The sequence below is a fragment of the Aestuariimicrobium sp. G57 genome (assembly GCF_050110855.1).
Taxonomy (GTDB): Bacteria; Actinomycetota; Actinomycetes; order Propionibacteriales; family Propionibacteriaceae; genus Aestuariimicrobium.
Genome location: NZ_JBNINW010000001.1, coordinates 480,808 through 495,369 on the forward strand (window position 1 = coordinate 480,808; position 14,562 = coordinate 495,369).

General features: G+C 67.9%; 16 protein-coding genes. All 16 read right to left on the reverse strand.

The window, feature by feature from the left end; all coding sequences use genetic code 11:
* Window positions 1-2: 2 nt before the first annotated feature.
* Window positions 3-1,640, reverse strand: coding sequence for a F0F1 ATP synthase subunit alpha (gene atpA / locus ACQCX5_RS02240; RefSeq protein ID WP_434540356.1), 1,638 nt, complete (start codon window positions 1,638-1,640; stop codon window positions 3-5).
* A 60-nt stretch (window positions 1,641-1,700) separates the two neighbouring features.
* A complete protein-coding gene (locus ACQCX5_RS02245) occupies window positions 1,701-2,495 on the reverse strand; it encodes a F0F1 ATP synthase subunit delta (protein ID WP_434540357.1) in 795 nt (264 codons plus the stop codon).
* A gap of 2 nt (window positions 2,496-2,497) precedes the next feature.
* A complete protein-coding gene (locus tag ACQCX5_RS02250; protein WP_434540710.1) occupies window positions 2,498-3,073 on the reverse strand; it encodes a F0F1 ATP synthase subunit B in 576 nt (191 codons plus the stop codon).
* A gap of 2 nt (window positions 3,074-3,075) precedes the next feature.
* On the reverse strand, window positions 3,076-3,297 hold the full coding sequence (gene atpE / locus ACQCX5_RS02255; protein WP_434540358.1) for an ATP synthase F0 subunit C: 222 nt from the start codon (window positions 3,295-3,297) through the stop codon (window positions 3,076-3,078).
* Window positions 3,298-3,376: 79 nt separating this feature from the next.
* A complete protein-coding gene (atpB, locus tag ACQCX5_RS02260) occupies window positions 3,377-4,162 on the reverse strand; it encodes a F0F1 ATP synthase subunit A (protein WP_434540359.1) in 786 nt (261 codons plus the stop codon).
* Window positions 4,162-4,476: an AtpZ/AtpI family protein gene (locus ACQCX5_RS02265; RefSeq protein ID WP_434540360.1), complete on the reverse strand. Its 315-nt coding sequence runs from the start codon at window positions 4,474-4,476 to the stop codon at window positions 4,162-4,164. The genes atpB and ACQCX5_RS02265 overlap by 1 nt, the downstream gene beginning before the upstream one ends.
* A gap of 23 nt (window positions 4,477-4,499) precedes the next feature.
* Window positions 4,500-5,087 carry a hypothetical protein gene (locus tag ACQCX5_RS02270; protein ID WP_434540361.1) on the reverse strand — a complete coding sequence of 196 codons (588 nt, stop codon included), beginning with the start codon at window positions 5,085-5,087 and terminating at the stop codon, window positions 4,500-4,502.
* A 78-nt stretch (window positions 5,088-5,165) separates the two neighbouring features.
* Window positions 5,166-6,275, reverse strand: a complete 1,110-nt coding sequence (locus tag ACQCX5_RS02275) for a glycosyltransferase family 4 protein (protein WP_434540362.1) — start codon at window positions 6,273-6,275, stop codon at window positions 5,166-5,168.
* Window positions 6,268-7,092: an L-threonylcarbamoyladenylate synthase gene (locus ACQCX5_RS02280; protein WP_434540363.1), complete on the reverse strand. Its 825-nt coding sequence runs from the start codon at window positions 7,090-7,092 to the stop codon at window positions 6,268-6,270. Before ACQCX5_RS02280 ends, ACQCX5_RS02275 begins: the two co-directional genes overlap by 8 nt.
* A 20-nt stretch (window positions 7,093-7,112) precedes the next feature.
* Window positions 7,113-7,973, reverse strand: a complete 861-nt coding sequence (gene prmC, locus ACQCX5_RS02285) for a peptide chain release factor N(5)-glutamine methyltransferase (protein WP_434540364.1) — start codon at window positions 7,971-7,973, stop codon at window positions 7,113-7,115.
* Entirely contained in the window at window positions 7,970-9,064 is a 1,095-nt protein-coding gene (prfA, locus tag ACQCX5_RS02290) for a peptide chain release factor 1 (protein WP_434540365.1), read from the reverse strand. The genes prmC and prfA overlap by 4 nt, the downstream gene beginning before the upstream one ends.
* A gap of 91 nt (window positions 9,065-9,155) precedes the next feature.
* Window positions 9,156-9,377 (reverse strand): 50S ribosomal protein L31, encoded by a 222-nt coding sequence (gene rpmE / locus ACQCX5_RS02295; protein WP_434540366.1) that lies wholly within the window; start codon window positions 9,375-9,377, stop codon window positions 9,156-9,158.
* Between the two features lie 159 nt (window positions 9,378-9,536).
* Window positions 9,537-10,196 carry a DUF1345 domain-containing protein gene (locus tag ACQCX5_RS02300; protein ID WP_434540367.1) on the reverse strand — a complete coding sequence of 220 codons (660 nt, stop codon included), beginning with the start codon at window positions 10,194-10,196 and terminating at the stop codon, window positions 9,537-9,539.
* Window positions 10,197-10,200: 4 nt separating this feature from the next.
* Window positions 10,201-11,973 carry a transcription termination factor Rho gene (gene rho / locus ACQCX5_RS02305; RefSeq protein WP_434540368.1) on the reverse strand — a complete coding sequence of 591 codons (1,773 nt, stop codon included), beginning with the start codon at window positions 11,971-11,973 and terminating at the stop codon, window positions 10,201-10,203.
* 342 nt (window positions 11,974-12,315) lie between these two features.
* Window positions 12,316-13,221 carry a homoserine kinase gene (gene thrB, locus ACQCX5_RS02310; protein ID WP_434540711.1) on the reverse strand — a complete coding sequence of 302 codons (906 nt, stop codon included), beginning with the start codon at window positions 13,219-13,221 and terminating at the stop codon, window positions 12,316-12,318.
* Window positions 13,222-13,235: 14 nt separating this feature from the next.
* Window positions 13,236-14,561 (reverse strand): homoserine dehydrogenase, encoded by a 1,326-nt coding sequence (locus ACQCX5_RS02315; RefSeq protein WP_434540369.1) that lies wholly within the window; start codon window positions 14,559-14,561, stop codon window positions 13,236-13,238.
* Window position 14,562 lies beyond the last annotated feature (1 nt).

The window sequence follows — 14,562 nt, forward strand, 5'->3', positions numbered from 1 at the left end:
GGTCAGCCTCGCTTCTGCTTTACGATGACCTCTTGGTCGATCTCGTCCTCATCGATGGCCTCGTGCGGCTCGTTGCCCACCAGCAGCTTGCCCTCCGAGGTGCGGAAGCCCTGCTTGGTCGCAGCGATGTCGGCGCGGATCTGGTCAGCGATCTCGTCGGTGAACTTGCCCGACTCGCGCAGGGTCGCCAGCACGGTGCCGTTGTGGCGCTGGTACTCGAGCAGTGCCTGCTCGAAGCGCAGCACGTCCTCAACCGGGACGTCGTCGAACTCGCCGTTGTTGCCGGCCCAGATGCTGACAACCTGCTCCTCGACCGGGTAGGGCGCGTACTGGGGCTGCTTCAGCAGCTCGACGAGGCGGGCGCCACGGTCGAGCTGGCGACGGGTGGTCGCATCCAGGTCGGATGCGAACATCGCGAACGCCTGCATGTCCCGGTACTGGGCGAGGCTGATCTTGACCGTGCCCGAAACCGACTTCATCGACTTCACCTGGGCGGCACCGCCGACGCGCGACACCGAGATGCCGACGTCGATGGCGGGACGCTGGTTGGCGTTGAACAGGTCGGACTGCAGGAAGATCTGGCCGTCGGTGATCGAGATCACGTTGGTCGGGATGTAGGCCGAGACGTCGTTGGCCTTGGTCTCGATGATCGGCAGACCGGTCATCGAACCGCCACCCAGCGCGTCCGAGAGCTTCGCGCAGCGCTCGAGCAGGCGGGAGTGCAGGAAGAAGACGTCGCCGGGGTAGGCCTCACGGCCCGGGGGACGACGCAGCAGCAGCGACATGGCGCGGTAGGCCTCGGCCTGCTTGGTGAGGTCGTCGAAGATGATCAGGACGTGCTTGCCCTGGTACATCCAGTGCTGGCCGATGGCCGAGCCGGCGTACGGGGCGATGTACTTGAAGCCCGCCGGGTCGGACGCCGGGGCGTGCACGATCGTGGTGTATTCCAACGCACCGGCAGCCTCGAGCTGGCCACGCACTGCAGCCACGGTCGAGCCCTTCTGGCCGATGGCCACATAGATGCAGCGCACCTGCTTGGCGGGGTCGCCCGATTCCCAGTTCGACTTCTGGTTGATGATCGTGTCGATCGCGATCGCGGTCTTGCCGGTCTTGCGGTCGCCGATGATCAGCTGGCGCTGGCCACGACCGATGGGGGTCATCGCGTCGATGGCCTTCATGCCGGTCTGCATGGGCTCACGGACCTCCTGGCGGTCCATGACGCCGGCGGCCTGGATCTCGAGGGCGCGGCGGCCCTCGACAGCGGTGATGTCGCCGAGGCCGTCGATCGGGTTGCCCATGGCGTCGACCACGCGGCCGAGGTAGCCCTCGCCCACGGGCACCGACAGCACCTCGCCGGTGCGGGTCACGGTCGAACCCTCTTCGATGCCCTCGGAATCGCCGAGCACGACGACGCCGATCTCGCGCACGTCGAGGTTCAGGGCGATGCCCAGGGTGCCGTTCTCGAACTTCAGCAGTTCGTTGGCCAGTGCCGAGGGCAGGCCCGAGACGCGGGCGATGCCGTCACCGGAGGTGACGACGGTACCGACCTCTTCGCGGCTGGCCGTCTCGGGGGTGTAGTTCTGGACGAAGGTGTCCAGAGCGTCGCGGATCTCGTCCGGACGAATCGTCAGTTCCGCCATGGCGTCCCTACTCTTTCCTCACTGCACCCGAAACGTTGCCCCGGGCACCGAATTGTCTTGTCAGGCGATCTGTCGCCGCGCGTCCTCAAGGCGACCGGCAACGGTCCCCTCGATGACATCGTCACCGATCTGCACCCGCAGGCCGCCGAGCACCTCGGGGTCGACCGATACCTGCAGCTCGACGGCGCGACCCGCGAGGCGGGTCAGGGCCACCTGCAGGCGGTTGGTCTGGTCAGCATCCAGCTGCCTGGCCGCCGTGACCTTGGCGATCGTGCGGTTGGCGAGCTCTGCACCCAGCAACTCGTAGGAGTCGAGGGCGTTGGCCACGGTGCGTCCCCGCGCCGCGAGGGCGCGCTTGGCGAGCCGGATCGTGGCCGGGCCCGTCTTGTCAGCGAGCAACTGGTCGACCAGCCGCTCGCGGACCTCGAGCGGGGCGTTGCGGTTCTCGATGGCATCGCGCAGCTTGCGATCGCCGGCGACGATGCGCCCGAACCGGAACAGCTCGTCATTGACCGCCTCGAGTCCGCCACCAGCCTGCGCGAGCCGCAACTCGGCGCGCACTGCCTGGCGTTCGATGGCGTCGGTCATCTCGACAGGCGAGGTCCAGTGCAGCTGGGCCGCCTTGGTGACGACACGGGTGGCCTGGTCACTGACCCTGGCACCGAACAGTCGGTTCACCAACCCCTGCTTGACCTCGGCAGGTGCTGCCTGGTCGGCAAGGGCCCGTCGCAGTCCCGCCGACGAATCGAGGGCATCCACCACGGCGAACAGCTCCTGGGGCAGGTTCGCCCCGCCCTGGACCTGGTCAAGTTCGCGGTCGAGCTCGCCGAGGCGAGCCTGTGCACTGGCGCTCATGGTCAACTCCCCACGTTCGACGAGTGCTCGGCCTTGGCGGCCTCTGCCTCGATCTCGGCGATGAAGCGGTCAACGGTGTTGCGGGTGCGCTGGTCGTCCTCGAGCGATTCCCCGACGATCTTGCCGGCGAGGGTCGTGGCCAGGCCACCGACCTCTCCACGCAGCTGCTTGATCACGGTGTTGCGCTCGGCCTCCATCTGCGACTGGGCCTGGACGAGGATGCGGTCGGCATCCTTGGTGGCCTGTGCGCGCATGTCGGCGACGATCTGTGCTCCCTGGTTCTTGGCATCCTCGCGGATGCGGGCAGCCTCCTCGCGGGCTTCACTCAGCTGCTGACGGTACTCGGCCAAGGCCTTCTCGGCCTCGACCTGCGCCTTTTCAGCACGCTGCATGCCACCCTGGATCGCTTCTGCACGCTCGGCGTACATCTTCTCGAAGGCCGGCACGCCGACCTTCGCGATCACGATCCAGATGAGCACCGCCAGGATGATGCCGACGATGAACTCAGAAAGGTGGCTGGGCAGCAGCGGTCCGAGATCAACCGCGAGGGGGGCCCAGGTCTGGGCAACCACGACCATGCTCACTGGAGCGCGAAGGCGAGGGCGATGCCGATGATGGCGAGCGCCTCGACGACGGCCATGCCGATGAAGGCGGTGCCCATCATGGCCGAACGAGCCTCAGGCTGGCGCGCGGTGCCGTTGATGACCGACGCGAAGATCCAGGCCACACCGAGGGCCGGGCCCAGGGTGGCGAGGGCGTAACCGATCATGTTGATGGAGCCGACGATTTCCATGGGGATCATGTCTTTTTCCTTCTCTGTGGTTTCCCTCCGGCGTGCTGCCGGATGTGCTTGTTGGGGGAACTTGTGGGGCGGGTGGGCCTCAGTGGGCGTCCGCGATGGACGAGGAGATGTACTGCGCCGTCAGGACCGTGAAGATGTAGGCCTGCAGGGCGCCGATGAACAGCTCCAGGAACAGGATGGCGAAGCTGAAGATCAGCGACGCGCCACCCGCGACGTTGTAGAACAGGTTGTCCTGCGTGGTCAGCAGCACCTCGCCGCCGATGACGAACACCATCACCACGAGGTGGCCGGCGAACATGTTGGCGAACAGACGCAGCGCCAGCGTGAACGGCCGCACGATGAAGTTCGACAGGAACTCCAGCGGGATGATGATCGGGTAAAGGTAGACCGGCACGCCGTCGGGGATCAGCTGCATCTTGATGTACTTCGCGCCGTGCTTCCAGAAGCCGGCACCGACATAGACGATCCACGCCAGCAGCGCCAGGGCATAGGCGTAGCCGATCTTCGACATCGTCGGCAGCATGAACAAGAACAGCTCACCGAACCAGTTGTTGACCAGCGTCCAGCTGAACAGCATCAGCAGGAACGGCAGGAACTTGCGGTAGTCGTGGCCCAGCAGGTCACGGGCGATGCCATTGCGCACGAAGTCATAGATGTACTCGACGAGGAACTGGCCCTTCGACGGCATGATCTTGAGGTTGCGCGTGGTGGCCACCCAGAACACGATGATCAGCAGGGCGGCGATGAACGCCTGCAGCATCGGCTTGTTCAGCCAGGTCGTGCCGAACAACCCGGGGTAGTCAAAGCTGTGCACTCCCGGGGGCCAACCTGAGCCCTCCAACGGCACGAACGGGGACAGCTGCATCACTGCTCCTTCTCCGAGTTCTTCGTCTTGCTGCTCGCGCCAGCGGGCGCACTCGTCGAGGAATCTTCCTGCGAGGAGTACCGCTTGACCACGAGGTACGTACTTGCGATGACACCCACCACGAGACCCACCGGGAACATCCAGGCGTGTCCGAGGAAGTGCTGACCGGCGAAACCGAGCCCGCCGTAGAACAGCACCCCGGACAGGATGTAGCTCAGCGACACCATGCCATCGTCCGAGGCACCGCGAGCATTCGTCGGTGCCGCAGGCGCGGCGGATGAGGGCGCAGGCTTCACCCTTGAGGTCTGGTCCATTTCGGTGATGACTCTAGCAGTGTTCACCGGGCCGCCCCGCCCACGTCATTGCCATGGTCACCGCGGTTGTGCCGTGGCCCCCGACGCGCCCGCATCGAGCGCGAACGCACCAGCGGGCGTGCGTCCCAGTCGGCGTCATAGACCGGGATGCGCAGGTGCGCCCACGCCCAGAACATGCCACCGAGCCAGCCGAACAGCACCAGCCCGAGCCCGATGACGAACGACAGTGGGCGAAAGCCCGTGGCCAGCGACGGGGACGAGGCGATGCCGAACCAGAGTGCGCCCAGCAGCGCCGCGCGGGCGATGAACGAGACGATCGTCAGCACCAGGCCGCGGCTGGCGCCGAGCTCGCCGGCGAGCATCTGCAGGCCCTGCCCGGCGGCATAGAAGAAGATGACCACTCCCCCGCCCACCGCTGCGCTGACCACGCCGTGCAGGCCCTGGGCCCAGAAGGCGATGCCGAGCGCCACGAGCCAGGCGGCATGGGCGAACCCCAATGACTTTCGCAGCATTGTCGTCATCATGGCGACGGCGGGGCTGGGGGCCCTGCCCGCAGGATTGGATGCGGCGTCGATGGGTTCAGCCATCATGGGTGACGCCGTGGTGCTCATCGAAGATCTCGTCCTGACCTGGTCGGGGCGGGGTGCTTGTGAAAGCTAACACAAGGAAAGTCTTCATGTCGAACTACTTCACGCCGGCCGGCGTCGGCGCCGCACCATCCGGGGGCCGAACGTCGCTGCCAGTGCCACCACCAGCACCACGGCGAGCAGGGTCAGCGTCCACCGGTTCGCGTACAGGCCGAGCACGATGACACCAAAGCTGAGCAGCCCCGTCCACAGGTACATGATGAACACCGCCCGCGGCTGGCTGTGTCCCAGTTGCAGCAGCCGGTGGTGCAGGTGCTGCTTGTCTGCCACGAACCACCAGCGGCCGGCGATGGTGCGGCGCACATAGGCCAGCACCAGGTCGAGCACCGGCAGGGCGAAAATCGAGAGCGGCAGCAGGATCGGCAGCAGCGCCGGCAACAGCCCGCCCTCGCCGCTGCGCAACTGCGACGAGTCGATCTGGCCGGTCAGCGAGATGGTTGACGTGGCGAGCATCAGCCCGAGCAACAGGGCACCGGAGTCCCCCATGAACATGCGCGCCGGAAACCAGTTGTGGGGCAGGAAACCGAGGCAGGCACCCGTCAGGGCCGCCGTCACCAGCGAGGCGGTGGTGGCGCGCACGAAGTCCTGCTCGTAGGCCAGCAGGTAGGTGTAGAGGAAGCAGGCTGCCGCACCGATCGCCACCACACCGGCCGCCAGCCCGTCGAGGCCGTCGATGAAGTTGATGGCATTGGCGCACAACACGATCAGGAATGCGGTGATCAGCACCGAGCTCGCGGTGTCGAGCGAGATGATCGAGTTCGGCAACGGGATCCAGTACATGCGCACGCCGTTGAGCACCACGATGCCGGCGGCCAGCACCTGTCCGGCGAATTTCACGATGGCCGGCAGGTCGATGATGTCGTCGACGACACCCACCAGGCAGATGACTGCCCCGGCCGCGAGGATCACCAGGGAGTCATGGCGCACGATCTCGAGGCGTCCGAGGAACGGCAACTGCGCGGCGAGCAGGAATGCCACGGCGATGCCGAGCAGGATCGCCACGCCCCCGAAATAGGGAATGGGCACCGCGTGCACGTCACGGTCACGCACCTGGGCCACAGCCCCCACGCGCAGCGCAATCCGTCGCCACAGGCCACCGGTGAGGTAGGTGGCCATGGCGGCGGTCAGCAGCACGAGGAGGTATTCACGCATTCGGCGGCGGCTCCGGGGCGGGCTCGGCTGCTTCTGGCTCGGCTGGTTCTGGCTCGTCTGCTTCTGGTTCGTCAATGTCCTCGACATAGGCGGCGACCTCACGCAACTGCTCGAGGGTGATCACCCCGCGGCGCAGCACCTTGCCCAACGTGGTGACCGTGAAGTCGACGATGGTCGAGGGCGTCATGCCCGGCGTCTGCCCGGCGTCGAGGTAGACGGCCACCGCATCGCCCAGCTGGCGGCGTGCCTCGGCCATGTCGGTCGAGGATTCCTGGCCCGAGATGTTGGCCGAGCTCACGGCCAGGGGGCCGGTGCGGCGCAGCAGCGCCCTCGTGAACTCGTGGTCGGGCACCCGCACGGCGATGGTGCCGCGAGTCTCTCCCAGGTCGATGCGCAGCCCCTCCTGGGTGCGCAGGATGATCGTCAGCGCGCCCGGCCAGAACTTCGCCGCCAGCGCCTTGGCATCCTCGTCGATGAACTGCACCAGCGCACCCAGGCTGGCCGCATCGGCAATGAGCACGGGCGGGGGCATGTCGCGGCCACGATGCTTGGCATCGAGCAGCTTCTGCACCGCATCGCGGTCCATGGCGTTCGCACCGATGCCGTACACGGTGTCAGTGGGCAGCACGATGCACTCACCCGCCCGGATCGCGGCCACGGCTGCCGCCATCGCCTCGTCACGCTGCTCGGCGGTGTTGAACACCTGCGCGGGCCGTTGGGGGGTCTCAGGCTCGGGTGCGTCGGGCTCGGGGGTCTCGGGATTCTCCGGCTCTGGCGTCGAGACGATGTCGTCCTCGGGCAGCTGCTCTTCACTCACCCGGCCAATCCTGCCACCATTCAACGGCGGGTTGCGGTCACGAAGCGCCAGCGTCCGGTGAGATCACGGTGATCGCTGACCTGCACGAAGTCGCCGGTGTCCACGAAGACCTGCTGCACGGCGTCATGCTGCACCTCGGCGTGCTCGGCGCTGGCCACACCCCCCGGACGCAGCAGGCGCGCGGCCACGCGGGCCACCACCCGCATGGCGTCGAGCCCGTCGGCACCCGAGAACAGCGCCAGTTCGGGGTCATGGTCGCGCACCTCGGCCTGCACCGACTCCCACGCCTCCAGGGGGATGTAGGGCGGGTTGGTGACCACCACGTCGACGGTGCCGTCAAGATCGGTGAAGGCGTCGGCCATGTCGCCCACCCGCAGGTCGACACCGGTGCCCGCCAGGTTGGCCCGGGCATAGTCGGCGGCTGTCTCATCGAGTTCGACGGCGTGGATGCGCGCGTGGGGTGCCTCGGCTGCCAGCGCGCGGCTGATCGCCCCCGAGCCGGCGCACAGTTCCACCACGAGCGGCTCCGGTCCGAACCGGTTGTCCGGGCCCAGCTGCTCGAGCGCCCAGCCGGTCATCACCTCGGTCTCGGGACGAGGCACGAACACGCCCGGGCCCACGTGCAGGCTGACGGTGCGGAAATGCGCCACCCCGGTGAGGTGCTGCACCGGGATGCCGGTCGCGCGGGCATCGACCAACCGGTCGAACGCGGCCGCTTCGTCGGCATCGATGTCTCGCCGCAGCACCAGGTCACGGGGCTCGGCGCCGGTGGCGTGGCCCAGCAGTGTGCGGGCCTCGGCAGCCGGTGACGGGGTGCCGGCCGCCTCGAGCTTGGCCTTCGCCCAGTTCAGTGCGACGGCGACGGGCACACGAGCGCTCATTGTGACCCTGCAGGGCGTCCGAGCCGCTCGGCGAGGTCGGCAGCCTGCAGCGCCCCGACCAGCGCCGACATGTCCCCGGCCAGCACCTGGTCGAGGTTGTGTGCCTTGAACCCGATCCGGTGGTCGGTGATGCGGTTCTCGGGAAAGTTGTAGGTGCGGATCCGCTCGGAGCGGTCGACCGTGCGCACCTGCGACTTGCGGGCATCCGAGGCTGCCGCGGCCGCTTCCTCCTCGGCCTGTGCGATCAACCGCGACCGCAGCATCCGCAGTGCGGACTCCTTGTTCTGCAATTGGCTGCGCTCGTTCTGGCAGCTGACCACAATGCCGGTGGGCAGGTGGGTGATGCGGACGGCCGAGTCCGTGGTGTTGACGCCCTGGCCACCGGGTCCCGAAGCCCGGAACACGTCGATGCGCAGGTCGTCGTCGTTGATCTCGACATCGGTGGCCTCGACCTCGGGCATCACCAGCACGCCGGCGGCGCTGGTGTGGATACGCCCCTGGGACTCGGTCACCGGAACCCGCTGCACACGGTGCACGCCGCCCTCGAACTTCATCAGCCCGTACGGCATCAGGTCGCCGGGCTGGTTGGCCTTGACGGCGAAGGTGAGCGACTTGAACCCACCGAGGTCGGTGGGCTGGTCGTCCAGCACCTCGACCTTCCAGCCCCGGCCCTCGACGTACTTCTGGTACATCTCGAACAGGTCGCGGGCGAACAGCGCCGACTCCTCACCGCCCTCGCCCGACTTGATTTCGACGATGGCGTCGGCCGAATCGTTGGGGTCCCGCGGCGCCAGCAGCGCGGCGAGCCGCTCCCCCGCTGCCGCCAGGCGCTGCTCGAGGTCGTCAGCCTCATCGGTGAAGGCGTCGTCCTCGGCCGCCAGCTCGCGCGCGGCGGCGAGGTCATCGGCCAGACCCGCATAGGTGTTGACGGCGCTCACGACCCCACCCAGCTCGGCGAAACGGCGCCCCACCTTGCGGCTGCGGGCAGGGTCGGAGTGGATTGCGGGGTCGGCCAATTGCTGCTCGAGTTCGGCGTGTTCAGCCAGCACCTGCATCGCGGTCGGGAACCGCTCGAGTCCGACTCGTTCCATCTGGGCCTCCGCATCCGCGCCCGGGAACATCCCGGACAACAAAAGACCAGGGACGCCCGGTGGTGTTCCCGGCGTCCCTGGTGTGAAGAAGTTACTTGCTGGCCTTGCCCTGCTTGGCGTAGCGACGCTCGAAGCGGGCCACTCGGCCACCGGTGTCGAGGATCTTCTGCTTGCCGGTGTAGAACGGGTGGCAGGCCGCGCACACGTCAGCCGACATGGTGCCGCCGGCGGCGGTGCTGCGGGTGGTGAACGTGTTGCCACAGGTGCAGGTGACAACCGTCTCGTGGTAGTCCGGGTGAATACCCTTCTTCATGATTTCTCCTCGTGTTTTCTACCGGGTCGCCAGGTCGTGGCCCCCATGGACCAGCAGACCGTGTCCGGCGGACGCAGCGTGAACCGGTAGCGCCGTCCAATTATTCCCCAGACCGGCCCGATCACCAAACCGGAACCGCGCACGTGCGCCTGGCTGTACCTAGCCCCCGGTGCCTGCAAGCCCGACGAGCAGGTTGATCGTCGAGGCGATCACGACAGTGCCGAACAGATAGCTCAGCAGCGTGTGCCACAACACGATGCGGCGCACTGCCGTGGTCTTCAGTTCCTGGTCAGAGACCTGGTAGGTCATGCCCAGGCAGAACGACAGGTAGACGAAGTCCGACATCACCGGCTCGCCGTCACCGGCGAAACCAATGCAGCCCGGTTCGGCGTTGACATAGTGCTTGGCATAGCGCAGCACATAGCCGGTGTGCAGCAGCACCCAGGCCGCGACCACCGCCGCCACCGGCACCACCAGGTTGAACACACCGCCCGGACCGCTGGTGCGGGCCCCGACCAGCATCGTGGCCACTGCGGCCAGCCCCGTCACCGCCGCCAGCACGATGAGCACGTCGAGCACGCTGCGACTCTCGCCCAACCCGTCGACGCGGGCCCGTGTCTGTTCCTCGTCGTGTGCCATGGCCCGGACGAGCAGGGGCACACAGAAGACCACCGACCCGACGATGAAACCCACCAGGGCCGGGGTGAACGGTGCCGCCCCCGGGGGCAGCGGCACGAGCAGGCCGGCCACGACACCTGTCAGTGCCGCAGCCGTCAGCCTGCCCCACAGCCTCAGCTGGTCGTTCTCGACCCGGGCCATCGGCTCAGCGCCCGTCCTCCGGGTTCGGCGTGGTCTTCGAGATCACGGCCAGGAACTCGTTGTTCGTCTGGGTCTTGCGCAGACGGCTCAACAGCATCTCGAGCGCCTGCTGGTGGTCGAGGCCCGAGAGCACACGACGCAGCTTCCAGATGATCGCCAGCTCTTCGCGGCCGAGCAGCAGTTCTTCACGGCGGGTGCCCGAGGAGTCCACATCGATGGCCGGGAAGATGCGCTTGTCGGCCAGGCTTCGCTGCAGGCGCAGCTCCATGTTGCCGGTGCCCTTGAACTCCTCGAAGATGACCTCGTCCATGCGCGAGCCGGTCTCGATGAGCGCCGTCGCCAGGATGGTCAGCGAGCCGCCGTTCTCGATGTTGCGGGCGGCGCCGAAGAACTTCTTGGGCGGGTACAGCGCAGCGGAGTCGACACCACCGGACAGGATGCGGCCCGATGCCGGTGCCGCCAGGTTGTAGGCGCGGCCCAGGCGCGTGATGCCGTCCAGCAGCACCACGACGTCATGGCCCAGTTCGACCAGTCGCTTGGCGCGCTCGATCGCCAGTTCCGAGACCAGCGTGTGGTCTTCGGCGGGCCGGTCGAACGTCGACGAGATGACCTCGCCCGAGACGGTGCGCTGAAAGTCGGTGACCTCTTCGGGACGTTCGTCGACCAGCACCACCATCAGGTGCACTTCGGGGTTGTTGGCCGCGATCGCGTTGGCGATCTGCTGCATGATCATCGTCTTGCCGGCCTTGGGCGGGGCCACGATCAGACCACGCTGGCCCTTGCCGATGGGGCTGACCAGGTCGATGATGCGACCGGTCATGTTGTTGGGCGTCGTCTCGAGGCGCAAGCGCTGCTGCGGGTACAGCGGTATCAGCTTGTTGAACTCGGGACGGTGGCGCATCTGCTCGGGCTCGACGCCGTTGATGCTGTCGACGCGCACAAGCGGGCTGTACTTCTCGCGCCGTTCGCCCTCGCGGGCCTGGCGCTGGGCTCCGGTCACCACGTCGCCCTTGCGCAGACCGTACTTCTTGACCTGCGTGAGCGACAGGTAGGCGTCGTTCGGCCCGGGCAGGTAGCCCGAGGTGCGCACCATGGCGTAGTTGTCGCCGACATCGACGATGCCCGCAACATTGACGAGCACGTCGTCGTCGCTGACCGTCGGTTCGGCCTCCATGCCCACGGACGTGCCGCCGCGCTGGCGACGGTTCTGGCGGTCGCGCTGGCGACGGCGCCGGTTGCGCCGGCCACCGCCATCACCGTCGTCGTAGCCACCCTGTGAACCGCCCTGTGAGCCGTTGGACGGCTGGTTGCGCTGCTGGTTCTGGTCGCGCTGCTGGTTCTGGTCGCGCTGCTGGGTCTGTTCGCGGTTCTGCTGGCGCTCGGACTGTGCGGAACTGTCGCCGCCACGCCCCCCGGCAAGAGCCTCGAGACGTGCGCCGACCTCGTCGGCCGTCGAACCACCCGGCACCAGCGCCGGCTGCTGCTGGTTGGCGCCGCGGTCGTCGTTGCCCCGGCGGCGACGGTTGCGGTCGCGTCGCTGGTCGCCCTGCCCCTGCGTCGGCTGCCCCTGCTGGGGCTCGTCCTGCGGGGCCTTCGCGGGGGCCTGCTGGGTCGGTGCGGACGAGCCTGCGCTGCGACCCCCGCCTGCCTTGATGGCGGCGATCAGGTCTGCCTTGCGCATGCCGCTGGTGCCCTTGATGCCCAGCGACGCTGCCATCGACTTGAGTTCGGGCAGCAGCTTCTTGTCCAGACCGCCAGTCTGGGTCTGTTCGCTCACTCGTTTCCTTCCAGAGTGGAATGCACATGCTGTGCGGCGTGAGGCAATGGCCTGATGGGGATTCACGACTGCTTCGTGATTGCGGGCAACCCGGCAAAGAGCGGGGTCCACTCCTGCTGGGCAACCCCCGTGCGGGGCTGCAGCAAGGATGAAGTGGTGCGCGCATTCGTTCGCGGCGTGCAGCCTGGGGTCACGATGCCGAAGCCAATTTCCCCGGGGCGAACCCTGACACCTCAATACGGTGGTGCCATTGCGTCTGGCGCAAGCCTAGCAGCCAGATCGCGTGAGCGTGAATCAGGGTGGACGAGCGTGTCGCCGGAACAAACACGCACCACGGCGACCTCACCAGGCCCGCAAGCCCCTGCCCACCGCCAGCTCGTGCATCTCGAACCCGGCCCGGTCCACGGCATCGGCCGCCGCCAACTGCTCGGTCGTGCCCAGCGCCAGCACCGTCGGGCCTGCTCCCGAGACCACGGCCGCCACACCGGCCCCACGCAGCCGGTGCAGCAGGTCGAGCGTGCGTGGCATCAGGGCCCCGCGCTGGTTCTGGTGCAGCCAGTCAAACGTCGCCTCGTGCAACAGGTCGGGGTCCCCGGCCAGCGCATGCACCAGCAGCGCCGCGCGGCTCGCCTGGGCGATCACCTGCGGGCGCGGCAGCGCGTCCGGCAGCACCTGCCGTGCCTGGGCGGTGGGCAACTCGAACTGCGGGATGAACACCCGGGCCCGAATGCCCGGGTCGAGGCGCAGGTGCGCGACGCCTGTCACCGTGCCCAGCTCGCTCTGGTCCGTCGCGCCGGAACGGGTCCAGGCCAGCACTGCCCCGCCGTAGACCGCGGCGGCCGCATTGTCGGGGTGGCCCTCGTCGTCTGAGGCCAGGTCGCAGATCGCCGCCAGGTCGAAATCCTGCCCGGGGTGGGCCAGCTGCCAGGCCAGTCCATAGCCGGCCGCGATCGCCGCAGCCGACGAACCCATGCCCCGCGAATGCGGAATGCGGTTGTGGCAGCGCAGCGTGAAGGCCATGCCGGGGTCCGGGTGCCCGAAGGCGGCCAGCCCGCGCCGGATCGTCGAGACCACCAGGTGGCGCTCGTCCTGGGCCACCCGCTCGGCACCCTCGCCCTCGACCTCGACCACCAGCGTCGGCCCGGGCGTCAGCGTGACTTCGTCATACCAGTCGAGCGCCAGCCCCATGGCGTCGAACCCGGGGCCAAGGTTGGCCGATGTGGCCGCCACCCTGACCCCGATCGGCATCGGGCCGTCCTCGCTCACTTCACGCCCTCGACGCGCAACAACCGCACGCGGCCCCGCAGGAACGGCGAACCCTCGAGCTCTTTGACGCAGTCACGGATGACATGCTCGCGGGTGCGGTGGGTCATGATCGCCAGCGTCGCGCTGGGCACGTCACGCCCCGGGTCGCCCTCGTCGCCGGGGATCTGCGAGACCGTGTGCAGCGACACCCCGTGCGAGCCGAACACGCTCGCGGCCTGGGCCAGCACACCCGGACGGTCGGCCACCTCGAAGCTCAGGTAGTACGAGCACTCGGTGTCACCCATCGTCGCCACGACGCGGTCGGTGTAACTGGTCGGTGCCGGCCCGGCCACACCGCGCACCCGGTTGCGGGCCACAGTGACCAGGTCGCCCATGACCGCCGAGGCGGTGGGCTCGCCACCAGCACCAGGACCCATGAACATCAGTCGTCCGGCGGCGCGCGACTCGACGAAGATCGCGTTGTAGGCACCACCCACCGACGCCAGCGGGTGCGACTGGGGCAGGATCACGGGGTGTACGCGCACGCTGATCTGGTCGTCCTCAGCCAGCTGGGCGACTGCCAACAGCTTGAGGACGAACCCGAGCCTGCCCACCGCCGTCACATCGGCGGCCGTGAGCTGGCTGATGCCCTCGCAATAGACCTGGTCGAAGTGCACGCTCGTGTGGAACGCCAACGTGGCCAGGATGGCGGCCTTGGCGGCGGCGTCGTAGCCCTCGACATCGGCGGTGGGGTCGGCCTCGGCATAGCCCAGCCGCTGGGCCTCGGCCAGCGCGTCGGCATAGTCGGCGCCGTGCGAGGTCATCTGGTCGAGGATGTAATTGGTCGTGCCGTTGACGATGCCAATCACCAGGGTGATCTCGTCACCCACCAGTGATTCCCGCAGTGGCCGGATGATCGGGATCGCTCCCGCGACGGCGGCTTCGTAGTACAGGTCGGCGCCGTGTTCGTGCGCGATGGTGGTCAGCTCGGCGCCGTGGGCGGCCAGCAGCGCCTTGTTGGCGGTGACCACACTCGTTCCGCGGCCCAGCGCCTCGGCGACCAGCTCACGGGTGCCCTCGACGCCACCCATCACCTCGATGATGATGTCGAGGTCGGTGCGCTCGACGAGCGCCTGCGAGTCGGTGGTGAACAGCGACTTGTCGATGCCGGGACGCGCCTTGTGCGCATTGACCACGGCGATGCTGACCAGGTTCAGGTGTGCACCGGTGCGTGCGGCCAGGTCATCGGCCTGGCCCAGGATCAGCCGGGCCACCTGCGACCCGACGGTGCCACAGCCGAGCATGGCGACGTTCAGCGTGCGGGTGGGTGCGGGGATGGTCATC

Excerpts from the sequence above, each read along its gene's own strand:
- ACQCX5_RS02245 (WP_434540357.1), bottom strand. The coding sequence starts at position 2,495 with ATGAGCGCCAGTGCACAGGCTCGCCTCGGCGAGCTCGACCGCGAACTT.
- atpA (WP_434540356.1), bottom strand. The coding sequence starts at position 1,640 with ATGGCGGAACTGACGATTCGTCCGGACGAGATCCGCGACGCTCTGGAC.
- prmC (WP_434540364.1), bottom strand. The coding sequence starts at position 7,973 with ATGAGCGCTCGTGTGCCCGTCGCCGTCGCACTGAACTGGGCGAAGGCC.
- ACQCX5_RS02265 (WP_434540360.1), bottom strand. The coding sequence starts at position 4,476 with ATGGACCAGACCTCAAGGGTGAAGCCTGCGCCCTCATCCGCCGCGCCT.
- thrB (WP_434540711.1), bottom strand. The coding sequence starts at position 13,221 with ATGCCGATCGGGGTCAGGGTGGCGGCCACATCGGCCAACCTTGGCCCC.
- prfA (WP_434540365.1), bottom strand. The coding sequence starts at position 9,064 with ATGGAACGAGTCGGACTCGAGCGGTTCCCGACCGCGATGCAGGTGCTG.
- ACQCX5_RS02270 (WP_434540361.1), bottom strand. The coding sequence starts at position 5,087 with ATGAGCACCACGGCGTCACCCATGATGGCTGAACCCATCGACGCCGCA.
- rpmE (WP_434540366.1), bottom strand. The coding sequence starts at position 9,377 with ATGAAGAAGGGTATTCACCCGGACTACCACGAGACGGTTGTCACCTGC.
- ACQCX5_RS02315 (WP_434540369.1), bottom strand. The coding sequence starts at position 14,561 with ATGACCATCCCCGCACCCACCCGCACGCTGAACGTCGCCATGCTCGGC.
- ACQCX5_RS02300 (WP_434540367.1), bottom strand. The coding sequence starts at position 10,196 with ATGGCCCGGGTCGAGAACGACCAGCTGAGGCTGTGGGGCAGGCTGACG.
- ACQCX5_RS02275 (WP_434540362.1), bottom strand. The coding sequence starts at position 6,275 with ATGCGTGAATACCTCCTCGTGCTGCTGACCGCCGCCATGGCCACCTAC.
- atpB (WP_434540359.1), bottom strand. The coding sequence starts at position 4,162 with ATGCAGCTGTCCCCGTTCGTGCCGTTGGAGGGCTCAGGTTGGCCCCCG.
- atpE (WP_434540358.1), bottom strand. The coding sequence starts at position 3,297 with ATGATCCCCATGGAAATCGTCGGCTCCATCAACATGATCGGTTACGCC.
- ACQCX5_RS02250 (WP_434540710.1), bottom strand. The coding sequence starts at position 3,073 with ATGGTCGTGGTTGCCCAGACCTGGGCCCCCCTCGCGGTTGATCTCGGA.